This window comes from Pseudomonas sp. NMI542_15 (assembly GCF_021283425.1).
GTDB classification, from domain to species: domain Bacteria; phylum Pseudomonadota; class Gammaproteobacteria; order Pseudomonadales; family Pseudomonadaceae; genus Aquipseudomonas; species Aquipseudomonas fortuita.
This window is the reverse complement of sequence record NZ_JAJSRO010000012.1, coordinates 1-21,218: the sequence shown is the minus strand read 5'-3', so window position 1 is coordinate 21,218 and position 21,218 is coordinate 1. Positions and strand designations below refer to the sequence as shown.

Sequence of the window (21,218 nt, the reverse complement as noted above, 5' to 3'; positions counted from 1 at the left end):
CCCGCGAAGAGTCCCGCATTGCCAACACAAAATCAGCCCAGCATCACCTTCAGTGCCCGGCAATCGGCCGCATGCCAGTCCGCCAGCTCCGGCCATGGGTTATCCGGCAGGTTCACCAGCACCGTGCGCGCACCCGCTGCACGACCGCAGTCCAGGTCAAACCGGTAATCCCCCACCATCACCAGCTCGCTCGGCGCCACGCCCCAGGCACCGGCAATTTTCAGCAGCCCATCCGGGCTTGGCTTGGGCGCCGCTTCGTCACGCCCAAGAATGTGCTCCACCGGGAAGCAGTCTGCCAAGCCGATGGCCTCCAGCGTCACATGCGCCAGCTCGCGGGCATTGCGGGTCAGGATGCCCAGCCGGCACCCGCGCCCGGCCAACTCGCGCACCAGCTCCACCGCCCCGGTGGCCGCCGTGGAGGCTACCGCCAGGTCGCGTTCGTGCTCCAGCAACCAGGCATGCTTGGCCGCCGCTTCGTCTGCCGGCAACGCCGCCAGGTGGGTGAGGATGTCGTGCTCGGCCGGTATCTCCAACGCCACGCGAATGGCGTCGAAATCATGCACGGCCACGGTCAGGGTACCGTCCATGTCGAACACCCAGTGACGCACCTCGCCCAGGCTCATGCCCAGTCCTTGCGATGGCGAATCAGGCCTTCCTGGCTCGACGATGCCACCAGTTGCCCGGCCTGGTTGAAGATGCTGCCGCGGCAGAAACCGCGGGAGTTCCCGGCCCAGGGGCTGTCTGTTGCGTACAGCAGCCACTCATCGGCGCGCAGGTTGCCATGGAACCACAGCGAATGGTCGAGGCTGGCGATTTGCATGTCGCGCTGCCACACCGACTTGCCATGCGGCAGCAACGCCGTGGTCAGCAGGCCGAAGTCCGAGGCATAGGCCAGCAGGTACTTGTGCAGGGCGGGTACGTCGGGCAGGTTGCCGTCGGCGCGAAACCAGGCGTACTTCACCGGGTCGCCGGGCTTGGGGTTGAACGGGTCGCGCTCGGTGACCGGGCGGATCTCGATTGGCTTGGCGCACAGCACTTTGTCGCGAATACGCTCGGGCAACTGGTCGGCCATGGCGCGGGCCAGCTCCACCTCGGTGGGCAGGTTTTCCGGGCCGACCACGTCAGGCATTTGCGCCTGGTGCCCGAAACCTTCCTCGTCGTACTGGAACGACGCGCTGCAGGTGAAGATGGTCTGGCCCTTCTGGATCGCCGTCACCCGTCGGGTACTGAAGCTGCCGCCATCGCGCACGCGGTCCACCGAGTACACCACCGGCAGGCTGGCATCGCCCGGGCGCAGGAAGTAGCCATGCAACGAATGCACATGGCGGGCGTCCTCGACTGTCTGGCTGGCCGCCGACAACGATTGGCCCAGCACCTGCCCACCGTACAACTGACGGAAGCCCAGGTCCTGGCTGCGTCCACGGAACAGGTTCTCCTCGATGGATTCGAGGCTCAACAGGTCGACCAGGTCGTCCAACACATGACTCATTGGGGGTTCTCCTCGCAAGGCAACACGTCTCTACAGCGCTCGTTATGAAGGCAAATGATACAGGGTTTGTCATTCTTACCGGGCATGGCCGTGCATTCAGGCGCGCAGGGTGCGCTCCCAAAGCGCGCGGTCGATGCGGTACAGCACATGCGGGCGCAACGGGTGCCCCACGGGCAGGCGGGGGTGTTCGAAGCTGCCGTTCAGGTCCTGCTGCATGCCGATGGCCTGCATCACCTTCTGCGACGGCAAGTTGCTCTCGCTAGTGAACGACACCACCTCTTCCAGGCGCAATTGGGCGAAAGCACAACGCAGGCAGGTCCACGCCGCCTCGCTGGCAAAGCCCAGGCCCCAGTGGCGACGTGCCAGGCGCCAGCCGATCTCCACCGCCGGGGCAAAAGGCGCGTCGAAGTTGACATTGAGCAACCCGGTCATGCCGATGAATGCGCCACTGTCCTTGCGCTCCAAGGCCCACAGGCCAAAGCCGTACTCATTGAAATGCCCGCGTACCCGGCCGATCAACGCTGCCGCCTCAACACGCGTCAGCGGCGCCGGAAAATAGCGCATCACCTGTGGGTCGGCGCACAGCGCGGCGAACTCGCGCAAGTCATCGTCATGCCATTGACGCAGCACCAGCCGTGCGCTTTCCAGTTCAAGAATGGGGGTCATCGTGCCTGCTCCGGTTTACCGCCTTGCAGTTTACAGCGTAGGCGCGGGCGCGGGGTTCACCCAGCCGGCAGCCGCCAAATGCAATTTTCACACGCCCTTCACCGGTCCCCGACAGGCCACTTGGCAGGATGCTGCCATCCACCTCCGCGCCAACCGCGGCACCGCCAACGGAGCAACACATGCTATCGAGCAACACCCTGGGACACCCTGCCATTCACGCCCGGCGCAAGCGGCGCCTGTCACGCAAAGCCCTCGGTGCCGCCCTTGGGCTTTGCATGGTCGTGGCGGCGGTGACCACCTGGCTGGCGACGAGGACGCATATCGTGGACCTTGGTAACGAGCAACAACTGAGTGACAGCGGCCTGCTGCAGGACTGGGCCGACGGCGCAGTGATCGTGATGATCCGCCACGCCGAACGCTGCGACAGCGCCCCCGGCCCCTGCCTGGGCGACCCCACCGGCATCACCGTGGCCGGCAGCCAGGCCGCCGGACGCGTTGGCCAAGGGTTGCACCAACTGGGCCTTGACAACACCGATATGCTTAGCAGCCCGAAACTGCGCACCCGGCAAACCGCGCATTTCATCCTCGGCCAGGCGGTGGCCAGCGAGAACTGGCTGGAAGGCTGTGACAACCAGTTCGCCAGTGAAGCACTGTCACGCAAGCGCCCCGGCCACAACCTGGTGCTGGTGACCCACAATGGCTGCATCGACCATTTCGCCCGCCAGCAGAACGTTGCGGGTGGCGAGCGCGAGAGTGGCTATGCCAGTGCCCTGTTCGTGTCGGTGGATGGCAATGGCAAGGCACGCATCCTCGGGCGACTGAACGAACCCGACTGGCAACGCGTATTGGCCAGCACAGGAAAATAGCCCTCAAACGTAAACGCGATCCCTGTGGGAGCGGCCCAATCGCGACACAAGGCCGCTCCCACAAAAGGGCCAGTACCGGCGAAAAAAACAGGTACTCCCATTGCAGTCACCCGTCATGGCAAGATCAGCACTGGCCCTGATTGCGACCCCACCCATGCCGTTGCCGCTGATCTACCACGAAGACTACAGCCCGGAGTTCCCCGCCGAACACCGCTTCCCGATGGACAAGTTCCGCCTGCTGCATGACCACCTGGTGGACAGCGGGCTGACCACCGACCAGGCATTGCTGCGCCCGGACATCTGCCCCAACGATATCCTCGCCCTGGCCCACGACCGTGGCTATATCGAGCGTTACATGAACGGCGACCTGTCCCGCGAGGACCAGCGTCGCCTCGGCCTGCCCTGGAGCGAAGCCCTGGCCCGGCGCACGGTGCGGGCTGTGGGTGGCTCGCTGCTGACCGCCGAGATGGCGCTGCAACATGGCATCGCCTGCCACCTCGCCGGTGGCACCCACCATGCCCATTACGACCACCCCGCCGGCTTCTGCATCTTCAACGACCTGGCCGTGATCAGCCGCTACCTGCTGGAGGCTGGCCGGGTACACCGGGTACTGATCTTCGATTGCGATGTGCACCAGGGTGACGGCACCGCGCGCATCCTGCACGACACCCCCGAGGCCATCACCGTGTCGTTGCATTGCGAACAGAACTTCCCGGCCCGCAAGGCGCAGAGCGACTGGGACATTCCCCTGCCCCGTGGCATGGGCGATGCGGCCTACCTGAAGGTGGTGGACGACACCCTTAACTACCTGCTGCCGCTCTATCAACCCGACCTGGTGCTGTATGACGCCGGCGTCGATGTGCACAAGGACGACGCCCTGGGCTACCTGCAACTGACTGACGCCGGCCTGGCCGCCCGTGACGAAGCGGTGCTGCGCCATTGTCTGGGCCGTGACATCCCGGTGGTTGGCGTGATCGGCGGCGGCTACAGCAAGGACCGCGAAGCGTTGGCCAGGCGCCATGGCATCCTTCACCACAGCGCGGCACGCGTCATCGGTTGTTCACAGTGACTGTGGAACCGCTTGTGGATAACCTGCGGGAAAGGCGCTGTAGCCCTTTGTACGCAAGGCCTGCAGAACTATGATCATTTTTTGACCAGTGCTTCCATGGGCAGCGCTGCGCTAGAATGCGCATCTTTTCCACAGCCTGCTGCCCACCATGTCCGATCTGAACCCCGCCTCCCCTCCTCTCGCCGTCGTTATTGGTGGTGGCCCCGCCGGCCTGATGGCTGCCGAAGCACTGGCCCAGGCAGGCCTGGCGGTCGAGGTGTTCGACGCCATGCCTTCGGTGGGGCGCAAGTTCCTGCTGGCGGGTGTTGGCGGGATGAACATCACCCACTCCGAGCCGTACCCGGCGTTCGTTTCACGCTATGCCGGGCGCCAGGGCGAAGTCGAGGCGCTGCTGCGCGGCTTCGACGCCGAAGCCTTGCGCCAGTGGATTCACAGCCTGGGCATCGAAACCTTCGTCGGCACCTCGGGGCGGGTGTTCCCCACCGACATGAAAGCCGCCCCCCTGCTGCGCGCCTGGCTCAAGCGGCTGCGCGACTGCGGGGTAGTTATCCACACCCGCCACCGTTGGTTGGGCTGGAATGCCGACGGTGCCTTGCGGATCGCTTATCCACAGGGCGAGCGCGCGGTGCAGGCTGCAGTCGTGGTACTGGCGCTGGGTGGCGGCAGTTGGGCGCGATTGGGTTCGGATGGCGCCTGGCAGCCATTACTGGCTGAACGGGCTGTGGATATCTCGCCTTTGCAGCCCAGCAACTGCGGGTTTGAGGTGGATGGCTGGAGCGCATTGTTGAAGGAGAAATTCGCGGGCGCACCGCTGAAGAACATTGCCCTCAGCGTCCCCGGCAGCGCGCCGCGCAAAGGCGAGTTCATCCTCACCGCGCAGGGTGTTGAAGGCAGCCTGGTGTATGCCTGGTCGGCACCGGTGCGCGAAGCCATCAACCGCGAAGGCCGAGGGGTACTGCTGCTCGACCTGCTGCCAGACAAGCCTGTGGACAAAATTGCCCAGGCACTGGCCAAGCCACGCGGTTCGCGCTCCATGGCCAAGCATCTGCACAGCCAGCTGGGCATTGATGGCGTCAAGGCGGCGCTGCTGCGCGAGCTGACCGATCAGGCGACCTTTGCCGACCCATTGGCGCTGGCCCAGGCGATCAAGGCCTTGCCGATCACATTGGTGCGTACGCGGCCACTGGATGAAGCAATCAGCAGTGCCGGCGGGGTACGCTTCGAGGGGCTGGATGAGGGGTTGATGGTCAAAAGCATGCCGGGGGTGTTCTGTGCCGGCGAGATGCTGGACTGGGAGGCGCCGACCGGGGGGTACCTGCTGACGGCTTGCTTTGCCAGCGGGTTGCGTGCCGGGCGGGCGGCGGCGGAGTGGGTTACGCGGGTTTCCTGACAAATTTTGGGGCCGCAAAGCGGCCCCATCAATCTCAAGGCTTACGCTTACGCGGCCCACCATTGAAGCTCGGCACCTTGCGCACCGCCTTCACTGCCGGCTCCGGCTCCCCACTGTCCATCCAACGCCCCAGCCCGCGCTTGGGGCTGTTCTCTTTCGGCTTTTTGGGCTTCTTCGGCTTCTTGATCACCTGGCCACTGGCGTCGGTCATCGGCACCCGGTGATCAGGGATGAAATCCGGTTCTTCATGGCGTGGCAGGGTCTGCCGGGTCAGCACTTCGATAGCCCCCAGCAACTGCACTTCATCCGCGCACACCAGCGAAATCGCCTCGCCCTTGTTACCCGCCCGCCCGGTACGCCCGATGCGGTGCACGTAATCCTCGGCGACGATCGGCAGGTCGAGGTTGACCACCAGCGGCAGGTCGTCGATATCCAGGCCACGGGCCGCCACGTCGGTCGCCACCAGTACCTGAATCTCGCGGGCCTTGAAGCTGTCCAGCGCCCGCTGGCGGGTGGCCTGCGGGCGGTCACCGTGGATGCCGTCGGCGTTTACGCCTTCGGCCAGCAAGCGCGACACCAACTGGTCGACACCGTTACGGGTCTTGGCAAACACCAGCACCTGGCTCCAGCGCTGTTTGCGCAGCAGGTGACAGAACAGGTCTTCCTTGCGCTTTTTGTCCACAGGCACCAGCCACTGTTTGACGCTGGTTGCAGTGGCGTTGCGCGGGCTCACTTCGATACTGAGCGGGTCATTCAACGCCAGCCCCGCCAGTACGCGAATCTGGTCAGAGAACGTGGCAGAAAACAACAGCGTCTGGCGCTTGCGCGGCAGCGCGGCGTACACCGATTGCAGTTCTTCGGCAAAGCCCAGGTCGAGCATGCGGTCAGCTTCGTCCAGCACCAGCGTCTGCACCTGGTTGAACTTCACCGCATTCTGCCGGAACAGGTCGAGCAAGCGGCCCGGGGTGGCCACCAACAGGTCGACGCCACGGCGCAGGCGCATCATCTGGGGGTTGATGCTGACGCCGCCGTACACCGCGTAAGTGCTCAGGGGCAGGTTCTCGGCATACTCGCGCACGTTGTTGTGCACCTGCTCGGCCAGCTCACGGGTAGGCACCAGCACCAGCGCGCGGATCGAGTTGCTGGCCACCTTCTCGCCCTCCAGTGCCAGGCGCTGCAGCACGGGCAGGGCAAAGCCTGCGGTCTTGCCGGTGCCGGTCTGGGCCGCGGCCATCAGGTCGCGGCCGGCCAGCACGGCGGGGATGGCCTTGGCCTGCACCGGGGTCGGGGTGGTGTAGTCCAGCTGCTGCAGCGTGCGCAGCAGGGGTTCGATCAGGCCGAGTTTGGCGAAATTCATGGCAATACCGTCAGGGGGTTCAGCGAAGGCGGCAAGTTTACCGCATCACCCCGGCCTACTTGCAGATTTCGCCTTCCAACGGCTGCGCAGGCGTAGGTGCCTTGCGCCACTGTGGCAGGCCGATCAGCACCACCGCACCGATAATCACCGCCATGGCCACGCACTCCTCGGCGCCAATCTGTTCGCCGGCAAAGACAATGCCCAGCAGCACGGCAACCGCCGGGTTAACGTAGGCATAGCTGGTGGCCGCCGCCGGGCGTACGTGCTTGAGCAGGTACATGTAGGCACTGAACGCCAGGATCGAGCCGAAGAACACCAGGTAGGCCAACGCCCCCCAGCCGGCCGCAGTCGGCATCTGCGTCATACGCTCGCCAGACAGCACGCTGCCCAGCAACAGCGCCGCGCCACCCACCAGCATTTCTGCAGCGCTGGCCATCGGCCCTTGGGGCAACGGCAAGGTCTTGCTCCACACCGAACCGAACGCCCACGACGCAGCCGCGAAAACAATCAGCGCCGCACCCATCGGGCTTGCCTGCAGGTTGGAGCCCAGGTTCAGCAGGCCGATACCTACCAGCCCCAGGGCGATCCCAGCCCACTCCAATCTCGAGTTGCGGTGCCCGAACAACAGGCCGAACAGCAAGGTGAACAAGGGAACTGTGGCCACTGCCAGCGCCGCCACGCCCGATGCCACCCCTGCATGCTCGGCCACGGTCACGCCGCCGTTGCCACAGCTAAGCAGCAGAAAACCGATTGCCCCTGCCGCCCGCCACTGCGCCCAGGTCGGCGCCGGCGCACCACGCCAGCGCAGAAAACCGTACAGCAGACCACCCGCAATCAGGAAGCGCACCCCGGCCATGAGCATCGGCGGCCAGCTCTCCACACCAATGCGAATGAACAGGTAGGTAGAGCCCCAGACCAGGTACAAGGCCAGGAAAGCACCGATGAGCAACAACGGGAAGCGACGGGAGGCAGGCATGGGAAAACTCGAAATCCGTTTACGGGTCATTCAGTCTAACGGCCTGCCTGGGTCAAGGTACGTTACAGAACGGGTGCAAATGAGCGGCACAATTGTGGTGCGTCCGGTTTAGGGGCAGTGTTGCCTAACGGTATTTGGCCAGCGCTTCGCGCATTTTCGCAGCCGGGGTCTTCTGCAAACGGCAAAGCAGGTCGTGCGAGAGTTGCTGTACACCATGGGCCTGGCGCAATTCGCCTACCAAATGTTGCAGCAGGTTGGCGGCCATCTCGGCATCGGCCATGGCCCTGTGCGCGGTACCGGTATCCGGTAGGCCGGCCCAGCGGGTCAAAGTGCCCAGCTTGTGGTTCGGTGCCATCGGCAGCAGGCGCCGGGACAGCAGCAGGGAGCAGGCGAAAGACTGGCTACGGCTACGGCCAATGCGGCTCAGCTCGTAGTCCCAGAACTTCTGGTCGAAGGCAGCGTTGTGCGCCAGCAACGGGGTGACCCCGACGAACTCGGCGACTTCGTTCATTACCTTGTCCACCGGCGGCGCGCTGCGCAGCATGGCGGTGGAATGCCAGTCAGCCCGGCGACGAAGGCTGGCACCGGCACACCGGCGTTCATCAGGCTCTGGTAGCGCTCGACAATGCGCCCGCCCTCCAGCATCACCACCGCCACTTCGGTGGCGCGGCAGCCAGCGCCAGGGCTGATGCCGGTAGTTTCAAAGTCGATTACAGCAATACGTTCCATCAAAGGGCCTCAATGTTTGAGCAATAGCTTACCCTCGATGGGCACATAGCGGGTGGCCGCACGGATCAACGACAAGGCGGTTAGCCCAGGCACGCCATACACCACGGCCTCTGTACCGTGGCGCTGGATCACCCGTTCCAGCAACAGGTCGAAGTCACCATCGCCAGAGGCCAGCACCACCTGGTCGACCCGGCTGGCCGCGTCGATCACATCCAGGGTAATACCCACATCCCAGTCCCCTTTGGCCGAACCATCGCTGCGCTGGATGAAGGGTTTGAGGCGGACATCGAAACCAAGGTTGCGCAAAATCTGCTGGAACTGCTGTTGCTTGCTGTCGCCACGGTCGATGGCATACGCCACCGCTTCGACAATCTGGCCTTCACGGCTGACGTCAGCCCACAACGCGGTGTAGTTGAAATGGCAGCCGTGCGCCTGGCGCACGGTGTAGTAGAGGTTCTGCACATCGGCGAACAGCGCGATCTTTTTCACCTGGGAACCTCATGTCTGGCCTGGGATACCGGGGGCTGCTGCGCAGCCCTTCGCGGGCGTGCCCGCGAAGGGGCGCCAAGCGCCCCCAGAATTGCCAGCAGTATGCCAGACCTGTCAGACGTACGAATCGTCGTCCGAGAAGAACTCGCCATCGTCACTGCCGTAATCGGAGTCGGCATAACCGCCCTGGTCGCTGCCCCAACCACCGTTGTCAGCCACCTGCTGCTGCCCGCCCTGGTCGTTCCAGCCGCCGCTGTCACTGGCCGGTGCTGGCTCTTCCTTGATCACCTCGACCACCTCTTCCGGCTGCGAGTTATGGTTGAACAGGCTGCTGATGCCCTGCGCCAGCAACACACCACCGGCCACACCGGCTGCGGTCTGCATGGCCCCACCGAGGAAGCTGCTGGCACCGCTGCGCGCCGGCGCAGCGCCAAAGCCAGGCTGCTGCGGCTGAGGCTGAGGCTGGGAGAAACCTGGGGCCGACGGCTCGCGCCAGCCACCGCCGGATGCTGCAGGCGGCGCCGAAGGGCGCTGAGGCTGCACAGCCGGGGCCGCACTGCGCCCGCCCGAGCCAAAGATGCTGGACAAGAAGCCACCGCCGCCGTTGCCTGGTGCGCTGTTACCGGCTTGTGCGGCCTCGGCCTGGGCGCGGGCCTGCTTCAGCTCGGCCTCCAGTTGCTTGTTCTGCTCGTCGAGGCGTTTGATTGCCGCCTCCTGCACCAGAATTGCCTGTGCCATGTAGTAAGGCGCCGCCGGCTGCTGACGCAGGTGTTGCTCGATGCACGCCTGGGCCTGCGCGTCACGCGGCTGGTTCGGGTCTTCGGCTTGCTTGATGCGGCCGAACAGGCCGTCGATCAGGGTTTGTTCTTCAGTGTTCATGGGGCGACCTCGTGGGGTAGCGTGACAACGGACAGCGTCAAAGATGGGGTGTAGCGGCACAGGATTCAATCACCGGCGCCGTGAAACTTTTTTCAGCAAGTGACAGCCCCACGCCTGCTTTGGGCTAAAGTTATGCCCCTGTTTTTACTGCCATGCGATGTTGACTGATGAATCCGCTGAGCGTTCTGCGCGACTCCCTGTACTTCTTCCGCCGCCACCTGCCGAACATTCTCCAGCTGTGCCTGCCGTTGGTGGTGCTGGAAGCCTTGCTCACCCAGCTGCTGTACCGGCAGATGGGCGACCAGGCATCGCCGGCCTACGGCATGCTGGTCAGCCTGCTGTTCTACCCGCTGTACAGTGCGGCACTGATTCTTTACCTGCACACCCGCAGCAACGGCCAGGACATCGGCAAGCGCGACCTGTTCGCCCGCGCCTTGCAACTATGGCCACAACTGGCCCTGCTGATCCTGATCAGCTCGCTGCTGATCATGGCCGGCCTTGCGCTGTTCATCTTCCCGGGCGTGTGGATCATGATCAACCTGGTGTTCGCCGAGTACCTGCTGGTGCTGCGCGGCCTGCCGGTGGTGCAGTCGATGCGCGAAAGCGCCCGCATGACTACCGGGCACTTCATGCGCATCATGATCTGCGTGCTGGCAGTGCTGGCACCGATCTGGCTGATCGACGGGCTGCTGCTGATGGCGTTCCCCGAGCCATCGCCCGGCATGGAGCTGGCCATGGACAGCCTCAGCGGCTTCCTGCAGCTGTTCAGCACTGTGGTGCTGTACCGCCTGTTCATGCTGCTGGAAGGTGAAGCCGACTGACCACCAGCCCGGCTACGGTCACGTCCCCCTGGGCTTGGCCCGTGCTGTAGCCTCGGCCACCAGCGGGTCGTCCGGCCAGTAATGCTTGGGGTACCGCCCTTTCAGGTCTTTCTTTACCTCGGCATAAGTGGTGCGCCAGAAATTGGCCAGGTCCTGGGTCACCTGCACGGGTCGGCGTGCCGGTGACAGCAGGTGCAACTTGACCTGCTGCCGGCCATTGGCAATGCGTGGGGTGTCGGCAAGGCCGAACAATTCTTGCAGGCGCACGGCAAGAATCGGCGGGATTTCGCTGTAGTCCAGGCGGATGTTCGAGCCGGACGGCACGGCCAGATGCGCGGGTGCCTGTTCGTCCAGGCGTTGCGGCAGCGGCCAGGGCAGCAGGTTGCGCAGTATCGACGGCAGGTCCAGCGCGCTGAAGTGGCTGAGGCGGGACACTTTGCCAAGGTAGGGCTGCAACCAGTCTTCCAGGCTGGCGAGCAGCGCCTCGTCACCCAGGTCGGGCCATTCGCTTTGCCCGCCCCTGTCCAGGTCCAGCTGGCGTAACAGTGCCACCCGTGCCTGCCACTGGCGCAGTTCCGGTGTCCATGTCAGCAGGTTCAGACCTTTGCGTCGTACCAGGCCGAGCAGCGCTTTGGCGCGCGCTTCGTCACTCAGGCCGGTCAGTGGTTCGCGGCTTAGTATGAGCTCACCCACTTTGGTTTGGCGTTCGGCACGCAGCACCTGCTCGCGCTCGTCCCAGTCGAGTAGATCGACGCGTTCTACCTGCTCGGCCAGCACATCATCGAGCAGCGCCGGGTCGAATGCTGCCGCAAGGTAGATACGCTCTTCGCGCTGGCCCTGGCGGCTGCCCAGGTCGGCGATCACCAGCCACGGGTGTTTCATCAACGCATCGACCTCACCGAACAAGGCTGCACGGCCGTTGGCCAGACGATACTCGGCGCCCCCTTCACGCCGCTGCTGCGCAACCCGGTCGGGATAGGCCAGCGCCAGCAGAGCCCCAAGCCAGCGCGGGTGATCAGGGTCAGCGACGGCGGCTTTGGCCTTGCCGCGCAACAGGCCACGGTACTGACGCGCAAGCTGCCGGGCGCGCTGCACGCCACCCTGGCCGCCTCGGCTGGCCTTGGTCTCGCCGCTGATCAACGCCAGCCGGCTGTGCAGGTCGGAACCGCCGCCACGCTGGATATCCCGCTCGCCGAGCAACGCCGCCACATCACAGGCCATGGCGGCCAAACCCAGGCCCTGACCACGCAGCAACAAATGGGCGATACGTGGGTGAGCCGGCAGCTCGGCCATGGCCTGGCCGTGATCGCTGAGGTTGTCGCGGCTGCCCGGTTTAAATGCCCCCAGGCGCGCCAGCAGGTCCTGAGCCTGGGAAAACGCTGCGCTGGGCGGTTGGTCGAGCCAGCGCAACTGATGAGGTGCGACGCCCCAACGCGCCAGTTGCAGGGCCAAACCAGCCAGGTCGGCCTGGAGGATTTCGGCGCTGCCATGGGCAGCCAACTGGTCATGCTGGGCCTCGGACCACAGCCGGTAGCACACGCCCGGCTCCAGCCGGCCGGCACGGCCGGCGCGCTGGGTGGCGCTGGCGCGGGAGATACGCTGGGTGTCCAGCCGGGTCATGCCACTGCCAGGATCGAACCGCGGCACCCGGGCCAGGCCGGCATCGATCACTACGCGCACGCCGTCGATGGTCAGGCTGGTCTCGGCGATATTGGTGGCCAGCACCACCTTGCGCAGGCCCTTGGGCGCCGGGTCGATGGCTGCGCGCTGGGCATTGAGGTCAAGTTCGCCATGCAGCGGGCACAGCAAAATCTCCGGCCGCTCGCCCAGTGCCTCCTGCAGGCTCTGGTGCACCCGGCGGATTTCGGCCTGGCCGGGCAAGAACACCAGCACGCTCCCCGTCTGCTCGGCCAAGGCCTGCAGCACGCTGTCCACGACCCGTGGCTCGATGAACTCGCCCGGCTGGAAAGGCCGCCCCCAGCGGATATCCACCGGGTGCATGCGGCCCTCGCTGCTGACCACCGGGGCTTCATCCAGCAGCCGTGACAGGCGCTCGCCCTCCAGGGTTGCGGACATCAGCATGATCTTCAGTGGCGGGTCGTCACGCAGCAACTCACGGCCATTGAGGCTCAGGGCAAGGGCCAGGTCGGCATCCAGGCTGCGCTCGTGAAATTCGTCGAAGATCAGCAGGCCCACACCTTCCAGCGCCGGGTCGGCTTGCAGGCGGCGGGTAAGAATGCCTTCGGTCACCACCTCGATACGGGTTTTCGGCCCGACCTTGCTGTCCAGGCGAATGCGATAACCCACCGTTTCACCGACCTGCTCGCCCAGTTCACTGGCCAGCCGTTCGGCCGCCGCCCGCGCCGCCAGGCGCCGGGGTTCGAGCATGAGAATGGTCTGCCCGGCCAGCCACGGCTCGTTCAGCAGCGCCAGCGGCACGCGGGTGGTCTTGCCGGCGCCGGGTGGCGCTTCGAGCACGGCTTCGTGACGGTTTTCCAGGGCTTGGCGCAAGGCAGGCAAGACGGCATCGATCGGTAATGAAATCATGGTGGTCCTCGAACAATCTGGCGAGTATAACGGCGAACCCAGCCTGCTCTATCATGGTCTTAAGCTTCAGGCGCAGGCGCTTCGCTTGCCCTGCTGAAAACCCTCTCGGAGATTTACATGCGCATCCCATCCCGCGTCATCGGCGGCGCTCTCATCGCCACCTTGCTGACCCAGCTGACGGCCTGCGGCACCATTTTCTACCCGGACCGGCGCGGCCAGATCGGCGGCAAGATCGACCCCGTGGTAGCCGCAATGGACGCCATCGGCATCCTGTTCTACGTGATCCCGGGGCTGATTGCCTTCGGCATCGACTTTGCCACCGGCGCCATCTACTACCCGGGTGGCCGCACCGCCCAGGTCGACCCGGCCAAGCTGCAAGAAGCGGTAAGCCCCGACGGCAAGGTCGACAACCTGAAGTTGCAGGCCATTCTCGAAAGCGAACTGGGCCAGCGCCTGCCGCTGAACGACCCACGGCTGATCCAGCACCGCGGCAGCGTCGAACAGCTGGCCAGCCTGGGCCTGGTGCCGGCAGCCTGAACCCCACACACGGACTTGACCACGGATGATCACCCCAGCCGAACACCAGCGCCTGCTACGCCTGGCCACCCGCGCCTCACTGGCGGTGGCCAGTATCCTGGTGCTGAGCAAGGCCCTGGCCTGGTGGCTGAGCGGCTCGGTCAGCCTGCTGGCCGGGTTGACCGACTCGGCACTGGATGCTGTCGCGTCGTTTATCAACCTGCTCGCCGTGCACTACGCCTTGCGCCCCGCCGACGACGACCACCGTTTTGGCCATGGCAAGGCCGAAGCCTTGGCCGGTATGGCGCAGGCGCTGTTCATCGGCGTCAGTGCGGTGCTGATTGGCGTGCAGGCGGCCGAACGCCTGCACACGCCGCAGCCTTTGGGCGACACCGGTGTCGGCATTGCAGTGATGCTGCTGTCACTGGTGCTGACGCTTGCCTTGCTGGCACTGCAGCACAAGGTCATTCGCCTGACCGGCTCCACCGCAGTACGGGCCGACTCCCTGCACTACCGCTCGGACCTGTTGCTGAACAGCAGCATTCTGCTGGCCCTGTTGCTGGCACGCTTTGGCTGGCCACAACTGGATGCACTGTTCGGCCTGGGCATTGCCTGCTACATCCTCTGGAGCGCATTGCAGATTGCCCGCGAAAGTACGTCGATACTGATGGACAAGGAACTGCCCGGCGATGTTGGCGAAGACATGAGCGCGTTGGTTCTGGCCATACCCGGCGTGAAAGGTGTGCATGACCTGCGCACGCGGGTGTCGGGTAATCAGTGGTTCGTGCAGTTGCATCTGGAGCTGCCGGGCCAGTTGCCGCTGCATGACGCGCATGGGTTGTGTGTGGAGGCGTCGCGGGTGATCCGCCAGCGTTATCCACAAGCGGATGTGATGGTGCACGCCGACCCGGTGTGAATCTGCAAATCGCCGGCAAGCCAGCTCCCACAGGCGTGACCGGCCTGAGGGCATGCGCAATACCTGTGGGAGCTGGCTTGCCGGCGACAGGGTCGGGACCGACAGCACAACTGGCTTAGTTGATGCTGTAACCCCGGCCACTGAAGCAGGCACCCAGCGCCCGGCGATAGGTGTCGAGCACATTGGCCGCCGGTGCGTAAGTCGCCGTCGCCGGGTCGAATCCCGACTGGCTCACCGCCCAGCGATGGCACTGGTAGCGGTCCTGCTCCTGCTGCTGTTGCCCCTGCCCGTTCATCGGGTAAGCCACCACGTCGTACCCGCCGTTGGCCGGTGACACCGGTACGGGTGCCGGCGCGACGGAGGGCGGGTTGACCACCACATACTCCTGGCTGTCAGCCAGATACTGGTAATAGGTGTCCGCCACCAGGAAGAACAGCGCACCACCCAGCCATACCTCCTGCGCATAGGGCGGCAGGTAATTGATCCGCACGCCGTAAGGCGGCGTCACCACGATGTAACTGCCGCCATGCGGGCGATACCAGTAGCCACCGGAGTAGAAGTAGTCAGCACCACGGTAGGGCACTTTCCAGTAGCGGTCGGGGAAATGATCCACCGTGTGCCCCGGGCGATACTGCGGCCCAGGCCCCCAGCCGTTGCCATGGCCATCCGGGCGCCCCTGCCAATCACCACCCGGGCGTTGCCCAGGGCCGCCGGCTTGCCATTGACGGTTATCGCCATGGCGCCGGGGAATGTCCTGGTAGTAGCCCTGCCTTGGCGGCTGGGTCTGGCGCACTTCGTCGCGTGAGTTCAGCGAGCGGCCGGGCATACCATCTGCTTGCCCTTGCTGGCCTCGTTCGCCATGCCCCTCACCCGGCCCTTCGGCCAAAGCCCCCAGGCTGATGCTCAAACCTAGCAAACCAACACCTGCCAACTGCCAGATGCGCGACTTCATGGTGTTCCTCTCGGTAGAAAATGCTGCAATCACAGCCAGTCTACCGTGACGGCCACCCAGGCCAATTAAATTTCCAGACAGAAAAAAGGGAGGCCGCAGGGCCTCCCTTCTGAAATTGTCGTCCGTGCTCGGCACTTGTGGCGCCGGCTCACCTCACACCGTCTTCTGAAGGGTGTGTAGCCCGGGGGCCTGGCGCATCCTGTTGGATGGCTGGCCGCGACCGCCCGCCTAGAGCGCGTCGCCGTGGACTGATGTCCGGGCAGTGATTCTGTGGATAAAGATACCGGAGAGGTTGCGGCAGAGGATTGCGAAGATTGCTCAGATAAATAGCACTTGCGCAATTTTTCACCCTGGATTGATAATTCGCCGCAATACGTACAGAAAAGGCAAATGCCATGAGCAAACTTGACCGCTACGACCTGAGCATCCTCGCCGAATTGCAGCGCGATGCGCGCATTTCCAACCAGGAACTGGCCGAACGCATCGGCCTGTCGCCGTCGCCATGCTCGCGTCGGGTCAAGCAACTGGAGGACGACGGCTACATCTCGCGCCAGGTGGCCCTGCTCGACCGCAAGAAGCTGGGCCTGAGCCTGACCGCCTACGTGCTGATCGGCATGGACCGCCACACCCCGGAGCGCTTCGAAACCTTCGAGGCGGCCATCCGTGTCCTGCCGCAGGTGCTTGAATGCAGCCTGGTCACCGGGATGGATGCCGACTACCAGCTCAAAGTGGTGGTGCCAGACATGGACCATTACCAAAAACTGCTTCTAGGCAGCCTGACCCGCATCGAGGGCGTCACCAGCGTGCGTTCGAGCTTTGTGCTCAACCAGGTGTTGGCCAGCACCGAGCTGCCATTGACCCACCTGCGTTAAATACCCACGGTAGCCCGCGTATAATCAGCTGCTCAGCCTGCCTGGAGAACACAGATGGATCCCGCCGTATTCGAAGAGTGGATGATGATCATCCTGGTCACCGTATTGATCGGTTTCATGGGCTTCATCGTCTGGGACCTGGCGAAAAAGTCCAAGGCCGGCAAGTTCGGGACGTTGATCCTGTTCTTCGTGCTGGGGCTGGGGGTGCTGGCCTTTATCATCAAGAGCGTGGTGGTGGGGTTTCTCGAAGGGGTGTAAGGCTGCTTTGCGCTCCTTTCGCGACGCGAGCCCGCTCCAACAGGGAATACACATGCCTGAGGCTGGCCCTGTACCTGTCGGGGCGGCCTTGTGTCGCGATGGGCCGCAAAGCGGCCCCCATTATCGCTGTAACTTCGGAACTACTTCGCGCCAGCAACCCTGCTCCAGCCCATCCAGCGCCCAATCCCCGATCCGCACCCGCACCAGGCGCAAGGTCGGTAGCCCAACCGCCGCCGTCATCCGCCGTACCTGCCGGTTACGCCCCTCCCGGATCACCAGTTCCAGCCAGCTGGTCGGCACGCTCTTGCGAAAGCGCACCGGGGGGTTGCGTGGCCACAGTTCGGGTTCTTCCAGGCGCCGTGCCTCGGCCGGCAAGGTCGGCCCATCGTTCAGCTCCACGCCATTACGCAAACGCTGCAACTGCTCGTCGCTCGGTTCCCCCTCCACCTGCACCCAGTAAGTCTTGGCCAGCTTGTGCCTGGGGTCGGCAATACGCGCCTGCAGCCCGCCATCGTTGGTCAGCAACAGCAAGCCTTCACTGTCACGGTCCAGCCGGCCGGCCGGGTACACGCCTGCGATGTCGATGAAGTCCTTGAGGGTCGCGCGCCCTTCGCCGTCGCTGAACTGGGTCAGCACGTCGAACGGTTTGTTGAACAGGATCAGGCGCGGCTCGGCCGGTGGCGCCTTGGGCTGGCGACGCGGGCCGGCGGCAGGCCGCGCCTGGGGACGGCGCGGCTTGTTACGGGGTGGCAGTGACATGGATCCTCAGCGGAACGGCGGCTCATCGAAGCTGCGCAGTTTACGCGAGTGCAGCGAGTTGAGCTCGGTGCGCAACAGGTCGAGGGCCGCAATGCCGATCTTCAGGTGCTGGCTGACCGCCCGGTTGTAGAAGGCGTTGGCCGAACCTGGCAGCTTTATCTCGCTGTGCAGCGGCTTGTCGGACACACACAGCAAGGTGCCGTACGGCACGCGCAATCGATAACCCTGGGCGGCAATGGTGCCGCTTTCCATGTCCACCGCCACGGCGCGCGACAAGTTGATGAGCGGACGCTCCTGCGCCCAGCGCAGCTCCCAGTTACGGTCGTCGTAAGTCAGCACGGTACCGGTGCGCAGGCGCTTTTTCAGCTGTTCGCCACGCTCACCGGTGACCTGCGCGGCAGCCTCCTGCAAGGCCATCTGCACCTCGGCCAGGGCGGGAATCGGGATGTTCGGCGGCACTACCCGGTCAAGAATGCCGTCACGGCGCATATAGGCGTGGGCCAGCACGTAGTCGCCAATGGTTTGCGACTGCCGCAGGCCGCCGCAGTGGCCGATCATCAGCCAGCAGTGCGGACGCAGCACGGCCAGGTGGTCGGTGATGTTCTTGGCGTTGGATGGGCCGACACCAATGTTGACCAAGGTCACGCCGTCGCCATCGGCGGCGATCAGGTGGTAGGCCGGCATCTGGTAGCGGTGCCAGATCACGCTGGCGACCAGGGCCTGGGTTTCACCATGGTCCATGGCTTTTTCGATGATCACGTTACCCGGCAGCACCATGCGCACGAAGCGCGGGTCGTCGCGAAGTTGCTCAAGACCGTGGCTGATGAACTGGTCGACATAACGGTGGTAGTTGGTCAGCAGGATCCACGGCTGCACATGGCGCCAGTCACTGCCGGTGTAGTGCACCAGGCGGCGCAGCGAAAAGTCGACGCGCGCGGCGTCGAACAGCGCCAGTGGGAAAATTTCGGCACGGTCCCAGTCGTAAAGGCCATCGGCGATGTTGTCGGTGGCGGCCGACAGGTCGGTGCTGGGGAATACCCGTGCCAGCTGCGCGGCGGTAATACCGCTGCCGGCCAGTTCGTCACCCTGGTCAACCACATAAGGGTAGGGAATGTTCTGCTCGCTGATGCCCACTTCTACCGTGACGGTGTAGTCGTGCATCAGTGGGCGCAGTTGCTCCAGCAGGTAGCCGCGAAACGCGGCGGGCTGGGTGACGGTGACGCTGTAAGTGCCGGCCACCTGGACCTTGGCATAGGCCCGCGTGGTGGCGGCAACCTCACCGTGGCTGTAGTAGGTCAGGCGCAGTGCCGGGTAACGGAACAGGTCGCGCTCGTCGGCGCCCGGCTCGGTACGGTCCTTCAGGTATCGCTTGAGGGCCTGGCTAAGGGCCCCCGTGGCCTGTTCATGCAGGGCCGCCAGACGGTCGACGGCCTGTTCGGGGGTATCAACGACTACAAAAGCGTGGCTCACACTGTGCTTCCTGTCTGGACATGCATGTGAGCCATCTTGCCTGCGTTTCGTGGCAATTACATCCCCGGCGGTCAGTACCGGCCTCATCGCCGGCAAGCCAGCTGCCACAAGTACTCCACCGGTATCGAACCTTGTGCATGACCTGTGGCAGCTGGCTTGCCGGCGGTGAGCCCTTCAAAGCCAGCTCAACTCGGCCAGGCAGGTGTTGCCCTGCTCACCAGTGCCTGCACATCGGCACCCCGAGGCAGCGCCCCATACACCCGTCCACCACCCGTCAGCCGGCTACCGATGAACGCGTCACTGACCACCGCATTGCCCGCCTCCAGCAACAACTTGGCCTGAAGCGCCAGGGCGATATCCTCGGTCAGCTGCCGCGCGCGGTACTGTATGTCGCCGGTGTCGACAAATGCCCCCTTGAGGTTGCCGATATGCGCCGCCAGGCGCGGATCCCCATGCCCATCGCCCAATTCGGTGAACAGCGCATCGAGCACGCCCGGCTCTTTGGACAAGGCCCGCAGCACATCCAGGCACTGTACGTTGCCAGAGCCTTCCCAGGTCGAATTGACCGGCGCCTCGCGGTACAGTCGCGGCAGGATGCTGTCTTCGACATAACCCGCACCGCCCAGGCATTCGGCGGCCTCGTTGATCATGGCCGGCGCGCGCTTGCAGATCCAGTACTTGCCCACCGCCGTGACCAACCGGGCGAAATGCGCCTGCTGCGGGTCGTCCAGTTGCTCCAGCGCTTGCCCCATGCGCAGGCTCAGGGCCAGTGCAGCCTCGCTCTCCAGGGCCAGGTCGGCCAACACGTTCTGCATCAGCGGCTGCTCGTTCAACACCCGCCCGCCAACCTTGCGGTACGCACAGTGGTGGGTCGCCTGGGTCAGCGCCTGACGCATCAGGGCGCTGGAGCCCACCATGCAGTCGAAACGGGTCATGGCGACCATCTCGATGATGGTCGGCACACCCCGCCCTTCTTCGCCGATCATCCACGCCAGCGCACCACGGAACTCCACTTCGCTGGAGGCGTTGGAGCTGTTGCCCAGCTTGTTCTTCAGGCGCTGGATATAGAACTGGTTGCGATTGTCGTCCGGGCGGTGGCGCGGCAGCAGGAAGCAGCTCAGGCCTTTTTCGGTTTGCGCCAGCGTCAGGAATGCATCACACATCGGCGCCGAGCAGAACCACTTGTGCCCGACCAGCTCGTACGGCTGCCCCGGGCCAGGTGCGCCCACCGGATACGCCCGCGTGGTATTGGCGCGCACATCGGTGCCGCCCTGCTTCTCGGTCATGGCCATGCCCAGGGTGACCCCGGCCTTGTGCCGGTCGCCGACGTTGCGCGGGTCATATTCGCAGGCCAGGATTTTCGGCAGCCAGTACTCGGCCAGTTCGGGCTGAAGGCGTAGCGCCGGCACGGCGGCGAAGGTCATGGTCAGCGGGCAGCCGGTACCGGCTTCGGCCTGGCTGTGCAGGTAGGTCATCGAAGCCCGTGCCACATGGGCGCCAGCGCGGGGTTCGGCCCATGGCAAGGAAGGCAGGCCGTGCTCGACGGCGGTGCGCATCAGCTGGTGGTAGGCCGGGTGGAACTCGACCAGGTCGATGCGATGGCCGTAGCGGTCGTGGCTGATGAACTCCGGCTTGTGCGCGTTGGCCAGGAAACCTGCCTGCATCAGCGGCCCCCCCGCCAGGGCGCCATAGGCATCGATCCGCGACTCGGCCCAGCCCGCGCCGAAACGCCGTGACCACTCCTGCAATGGCAGGTCGAGGCGGTACAGGTTGGCGCCGTCGAGGGACGGTGGCTGGTTGGTGACTTCGTGGGTTTCAGCGTACTGGTGCAGGTTCATCGGGGGGCTCCTGGATCCGGGTAGGCTTGAGAGACCCAGTGAAGCACTGCTCGCCGGGGAGTCAAAGGGGCATTAATGACTAAACGTGTGGTGGGGGTGGCGCATGCCTTGGGAATGCATCAGGGCTGACAGGCGGTGCCACCCAGCAAGGCTTGTAGTCTAATTCTCTATCCCCTGTAGGACGCTTCCTAAAGCCCCCCTGCTCCGAAAATACCCGTCTACAGGCTGCTAGGTTCCTGGCTTTCATCCTCAAAAAAGAGGCAAGCCTTGAGCATGCGCATGAACATCTTCGGCCGATACCAGGGCCTTGAGGGCGACCAAACCACCACAGGCGCTGTTTGTATTGCCAGCCGGGCCAG

At 64.6% G+C, this 21,218-nt stretch carries 20 protein-coding genes and 1 pseudogene; 8 read left to right on the top strand and 13 right to left on the bottom strand.

Annotation, left to right across the window (positions count from 1 at the left end):
- Positions 1–32: 32 nt before the first annotated feature.
- The 3 genes from LU684_RS17640 to LU684_RS17630 all read right to left on the bottom strand — a co-directional run bounded on the left by LU684_RS17640 (position 33) and on the right by LU684_RS17630 (position 2,155).
- Positions 33–623: an HAD family hydrolase gene (locus tag LU684_RS17640; protein ID WP_016489315.1), complete on the bottom strand. Its 591-nt coding sequence runs from the start codon at positions 621–623 to the stop codon at positions 33–35.
- Entirely contained in the window at positions 620–1,489 is an 870-nt protein-coding gene (gene tesB / locus LU684_RS17635) for an acyl-CoA thioesterase II (protein WP_016489316.1), read from the bottom strand. The genes LU684_RS17640 and tesB overlap by 4 nt, the downstream gene beginning before the upstream one ends.
- 96 nt (positions 1,490–1,585) lie before the next feature.
- Complete coding sequence (locus tag LU684_RS17630) at positions 1,586–2,155, bottom strand: GNAT family N-acetyltransferase (RefSeq protein WP_023048884.1); 570 nt, start codon at positions 2,153–2,155, stop codon at positions 1,586–1,588.
- 179 nt (positions 2,156–2,334) lie between these two features.
- Here LU684_RS17630 and LU684_RS17625 point away from each other — a divergent pair, with 179 nt between their 5' ends.
- The 3 genes from LU684_RS17625 (at position 2,335) to LU684_RS17615 (ending at position 5,480) form a co-directional block, all read left to right on the top strand.
- A complete protein-coding gene (locus tag LU684_RS17625; protein WP_060518535.1) occupies positions 2,335–3,021 on the top strand; it encodes a histidine phosphatase family protein in 687 nt (228 codons plus the stop codon).
- Between the two features lie 154 nt (positions 3,022–3,175).
- Entirely contained in the window at positions 3,176–4,090 is a 915-nt protein-coding gene (locus tag LU684_RS17620) for a histone deacetylase family protein (RefSeq protein ID WP_016489319.1), read from the top strand.
- A 148-nt stretch (positions 4,091–4,238) separates the two neighbouring features.
- On the top strand, positions 4,239–5,480 hold the full coding sequence (locus LU684_RS17615; protein ID WP_016489320.1) for a TIGR03862 family flavoprotein: 1,242 nt from the start codon (positions 4,239–4,241) through the stop codon (positions 5,478–5,480).
- A 34-nt stretch (positions 5,481–5,514) separates the two neighbouring features.
- Here LU684_RS17615 and LU684_RS17610 read toward each other — a convergent pair whose 3' ends face one another.
- The 5 genes and pseudogenes from LU684_RS17610 to LU684_RS17590 form a co-directional block, all read right to left on the bottom strand.
- Positions 5,515–6,837, bottom strand: coding sequence for a DEAD/DEAH box helicase (locus tag LU684_RS17610; RefSeq protein WP_232894860.1), 1,323 nt, complete (start codon positions 6,835–6,837; stop codon positions 5,515–5,517).
- 55 nt (positions 6,838–6,892) lie between these two features.
- Positions 6,893–7,813, bottom strand: coding sequence for a drug/metabolite exporter YedA (yedA, locus tag LU684_RS17605; RefSeq protein ID WP_060518541.1), 921 nt, complete (start codon positions 7,811–7,813; stop codon positions 6,893–6,895).
- Between the two features lie 124 nt (positions 7,814–7,937).
- Positions 7,938–8,542, bottom strand: a pseudogene (locus LU684_RS17600) (3'-5' exonuclease).
- Positions 8,543–8,551: 9 nt separating this feature from the next.
- A complete protein-coding gene (locus LU684_RS17595; protein ID WP_016489324.1) occupies positions 8,552–9,031 on the bottom strand; it encodes a LabA-like NYN domain-containing protein in 480 nt (159 codons plus the stop codon).
- A 114-nt stretch (positions 9,032–9,145) separates the two neighbouring features.
- The gene (locus tag LU684_RS17590) at positions 9,146–9,910 is read right to left on the bottom strand and encodes a DUF2076 domain-containing protein (RefSeq protein ID WP_016489325.1); all 765 of its coding nucleotides are present in this window, start codon (positions 9,908–9,910) and stop codon (positions 9,146–9,148) included.
- A gap of 167 nt (positions 9,911–10,077) precedes the next feature.
- Here LU684_RS17590 and LU684_RS17585 point away from each other — a divergent pair, with 167 nt between their 5' ends.
- Positions 10,078–10,731 carry a YciC family protein gene (locus tag LU684_RS17585; protein WP_023048888.1) on the top strand — a complete coding sequence of 218 codons (654 nt, stop codon included), beginning with the start codon at positions 10,078–10,080 and terminating at the stop codon, positions 10,729–10,731.
- A gap of 18 nt (positions 10,732–10,749) precedes the next feature.
- On the opposite strand, the gene hrpB is transcribed toward LU684_RS17585, so the two are convergent.
- A complete protein-coding gene (hrpB, locus tag LU684_RS17580; RefSeq protein ID WP_232894859.1) occupies positions 10,750–13,278 on the bottom strand; it encodes an ATP-dependent helicase HrpB in 2,529 nt (842 codons plus the stop codon).
- Between the two features lie 117 nt (positions 13,279–13,395).
- On the opposite strand from hrpB, the gene LU684_RS17575 reads away from it, so the two are divergent.
- The gene (locus LU684_RS17575; RefSeq protein ID WP_016489328.1) at positions 13,396–13,815 is read left to right on the top strand and encodes a hypothetical protein; all 420 of its coding nucleotides are present in this window, start codon (positions 13,396–13,398) and stop codon (positions 13,813–13,815) included.
- Between the two features lie 25 nt (positions 13,816–13,840).
- Positions 13,841–14,710 carry a cation diffusion facilitator family transporter gene (locus tag LU684_RS17570; RefSeq protein WP_016489329.1) on the top strand — a complete coding sequence of 290 codons (870 nt, stop codon included), beginning with the start codon at positions 13,841–13,843 and terminating at the stop codon, positions 14,708–14,710.
- A gap of 115 nt (positions 14,711–14,825) precedes the next feature.
- Here LU684_RS17570 and LU684_RS17565 read toward each other — a convergent pair whose 3' ends face one another.
- Positions 14,826–15,662 (bottom strand): DUF6515 family protein, encoded by an 837-nt coding sequence (locus LU684_RS17565; RefSeq protein WP_191087015.1) that lies wholly within the window; start codon positions 15,660–15,662, stop codon positions 14,826–14,828.
- Positions 15,663–16,057: 395 nt separating this feature from the next.
- Here LU684_RS17565 and LU684_RS17560 point away from each other — a divergent pair, with 395 nt between their 5' ends.
- Both LU684_RS17560 and LU684_RS17555 read left to right on the top strand, forming a co-directional pair.
- Positions 16,058–16,534: an Lrp/AsnC family transcriptional regulator gene (locus LU684_RS17560; RefSeq protein ID WP_016489331.1), complete on the top strand. Its 477-nt coding sequence runs from the start codon at positions 16,058–16,060 to the stop codon at positions 16,532–16,534.
- A 54-nt stretch (positions 16,535–16,588) separates the two neighbouring features.
- Positions 16,589–16,792: a DUF2788 domain-containing protein gene (locus LU684_RS17555; RefSeq protein ID WP_003249787.1), complete on the top strand. Its 204-nt coding sequence runs from the start codon at positions 16,589–16,591 to the stop codon at positions 16,790–16,792.
- A gap of 120 nt (positions 16,793–16,912) precedes the next feature.
- Here LU684_RS17555 and LU684_RS17550 read toward each other — a convergent pair whose 3' ends face one another.
- The 3 genes from LU684_RS17550 to LU684_RS17540 form a co-directional block, all read right to left on the bottom strand.
- A complete protein-coding gene (locus LU684_RS17550) occupies positions 16,913–17,551 on the bottom strand; it encodes a pseudouridine synthase (RefSeq protein WP_016489332.1) in 639 nt (212 codons plus the stop codon).
- 6 nt (positions 17,552–17,557) lie between these two features.
- Positions 17,558–19,021 carry an AMP nucleosidase gene (gene amn, locus LU684_RS17545; protein WP_016489333.1) on the bottom strand — a complete coding sequence of 488 codons (1,464 nt, stop codon included), beginning with the start codon at positions 19,019–19,021 and terminating at the stop codon, positions 17,558–17,560.
- 185 nt (positions 19,022–19,206) lie between these two features.
- Entirely contained in the window at positions 19,207–20,859 is a 1,653-nt protein-coding gene (locus tag LU684_RS17540) for an acyl-CoA dehydrogenase family protein (protein WP_016489334.1), read from the bottom strand.
- Positions 20,860–21,218: the final 359 nt, after the last annotated feature.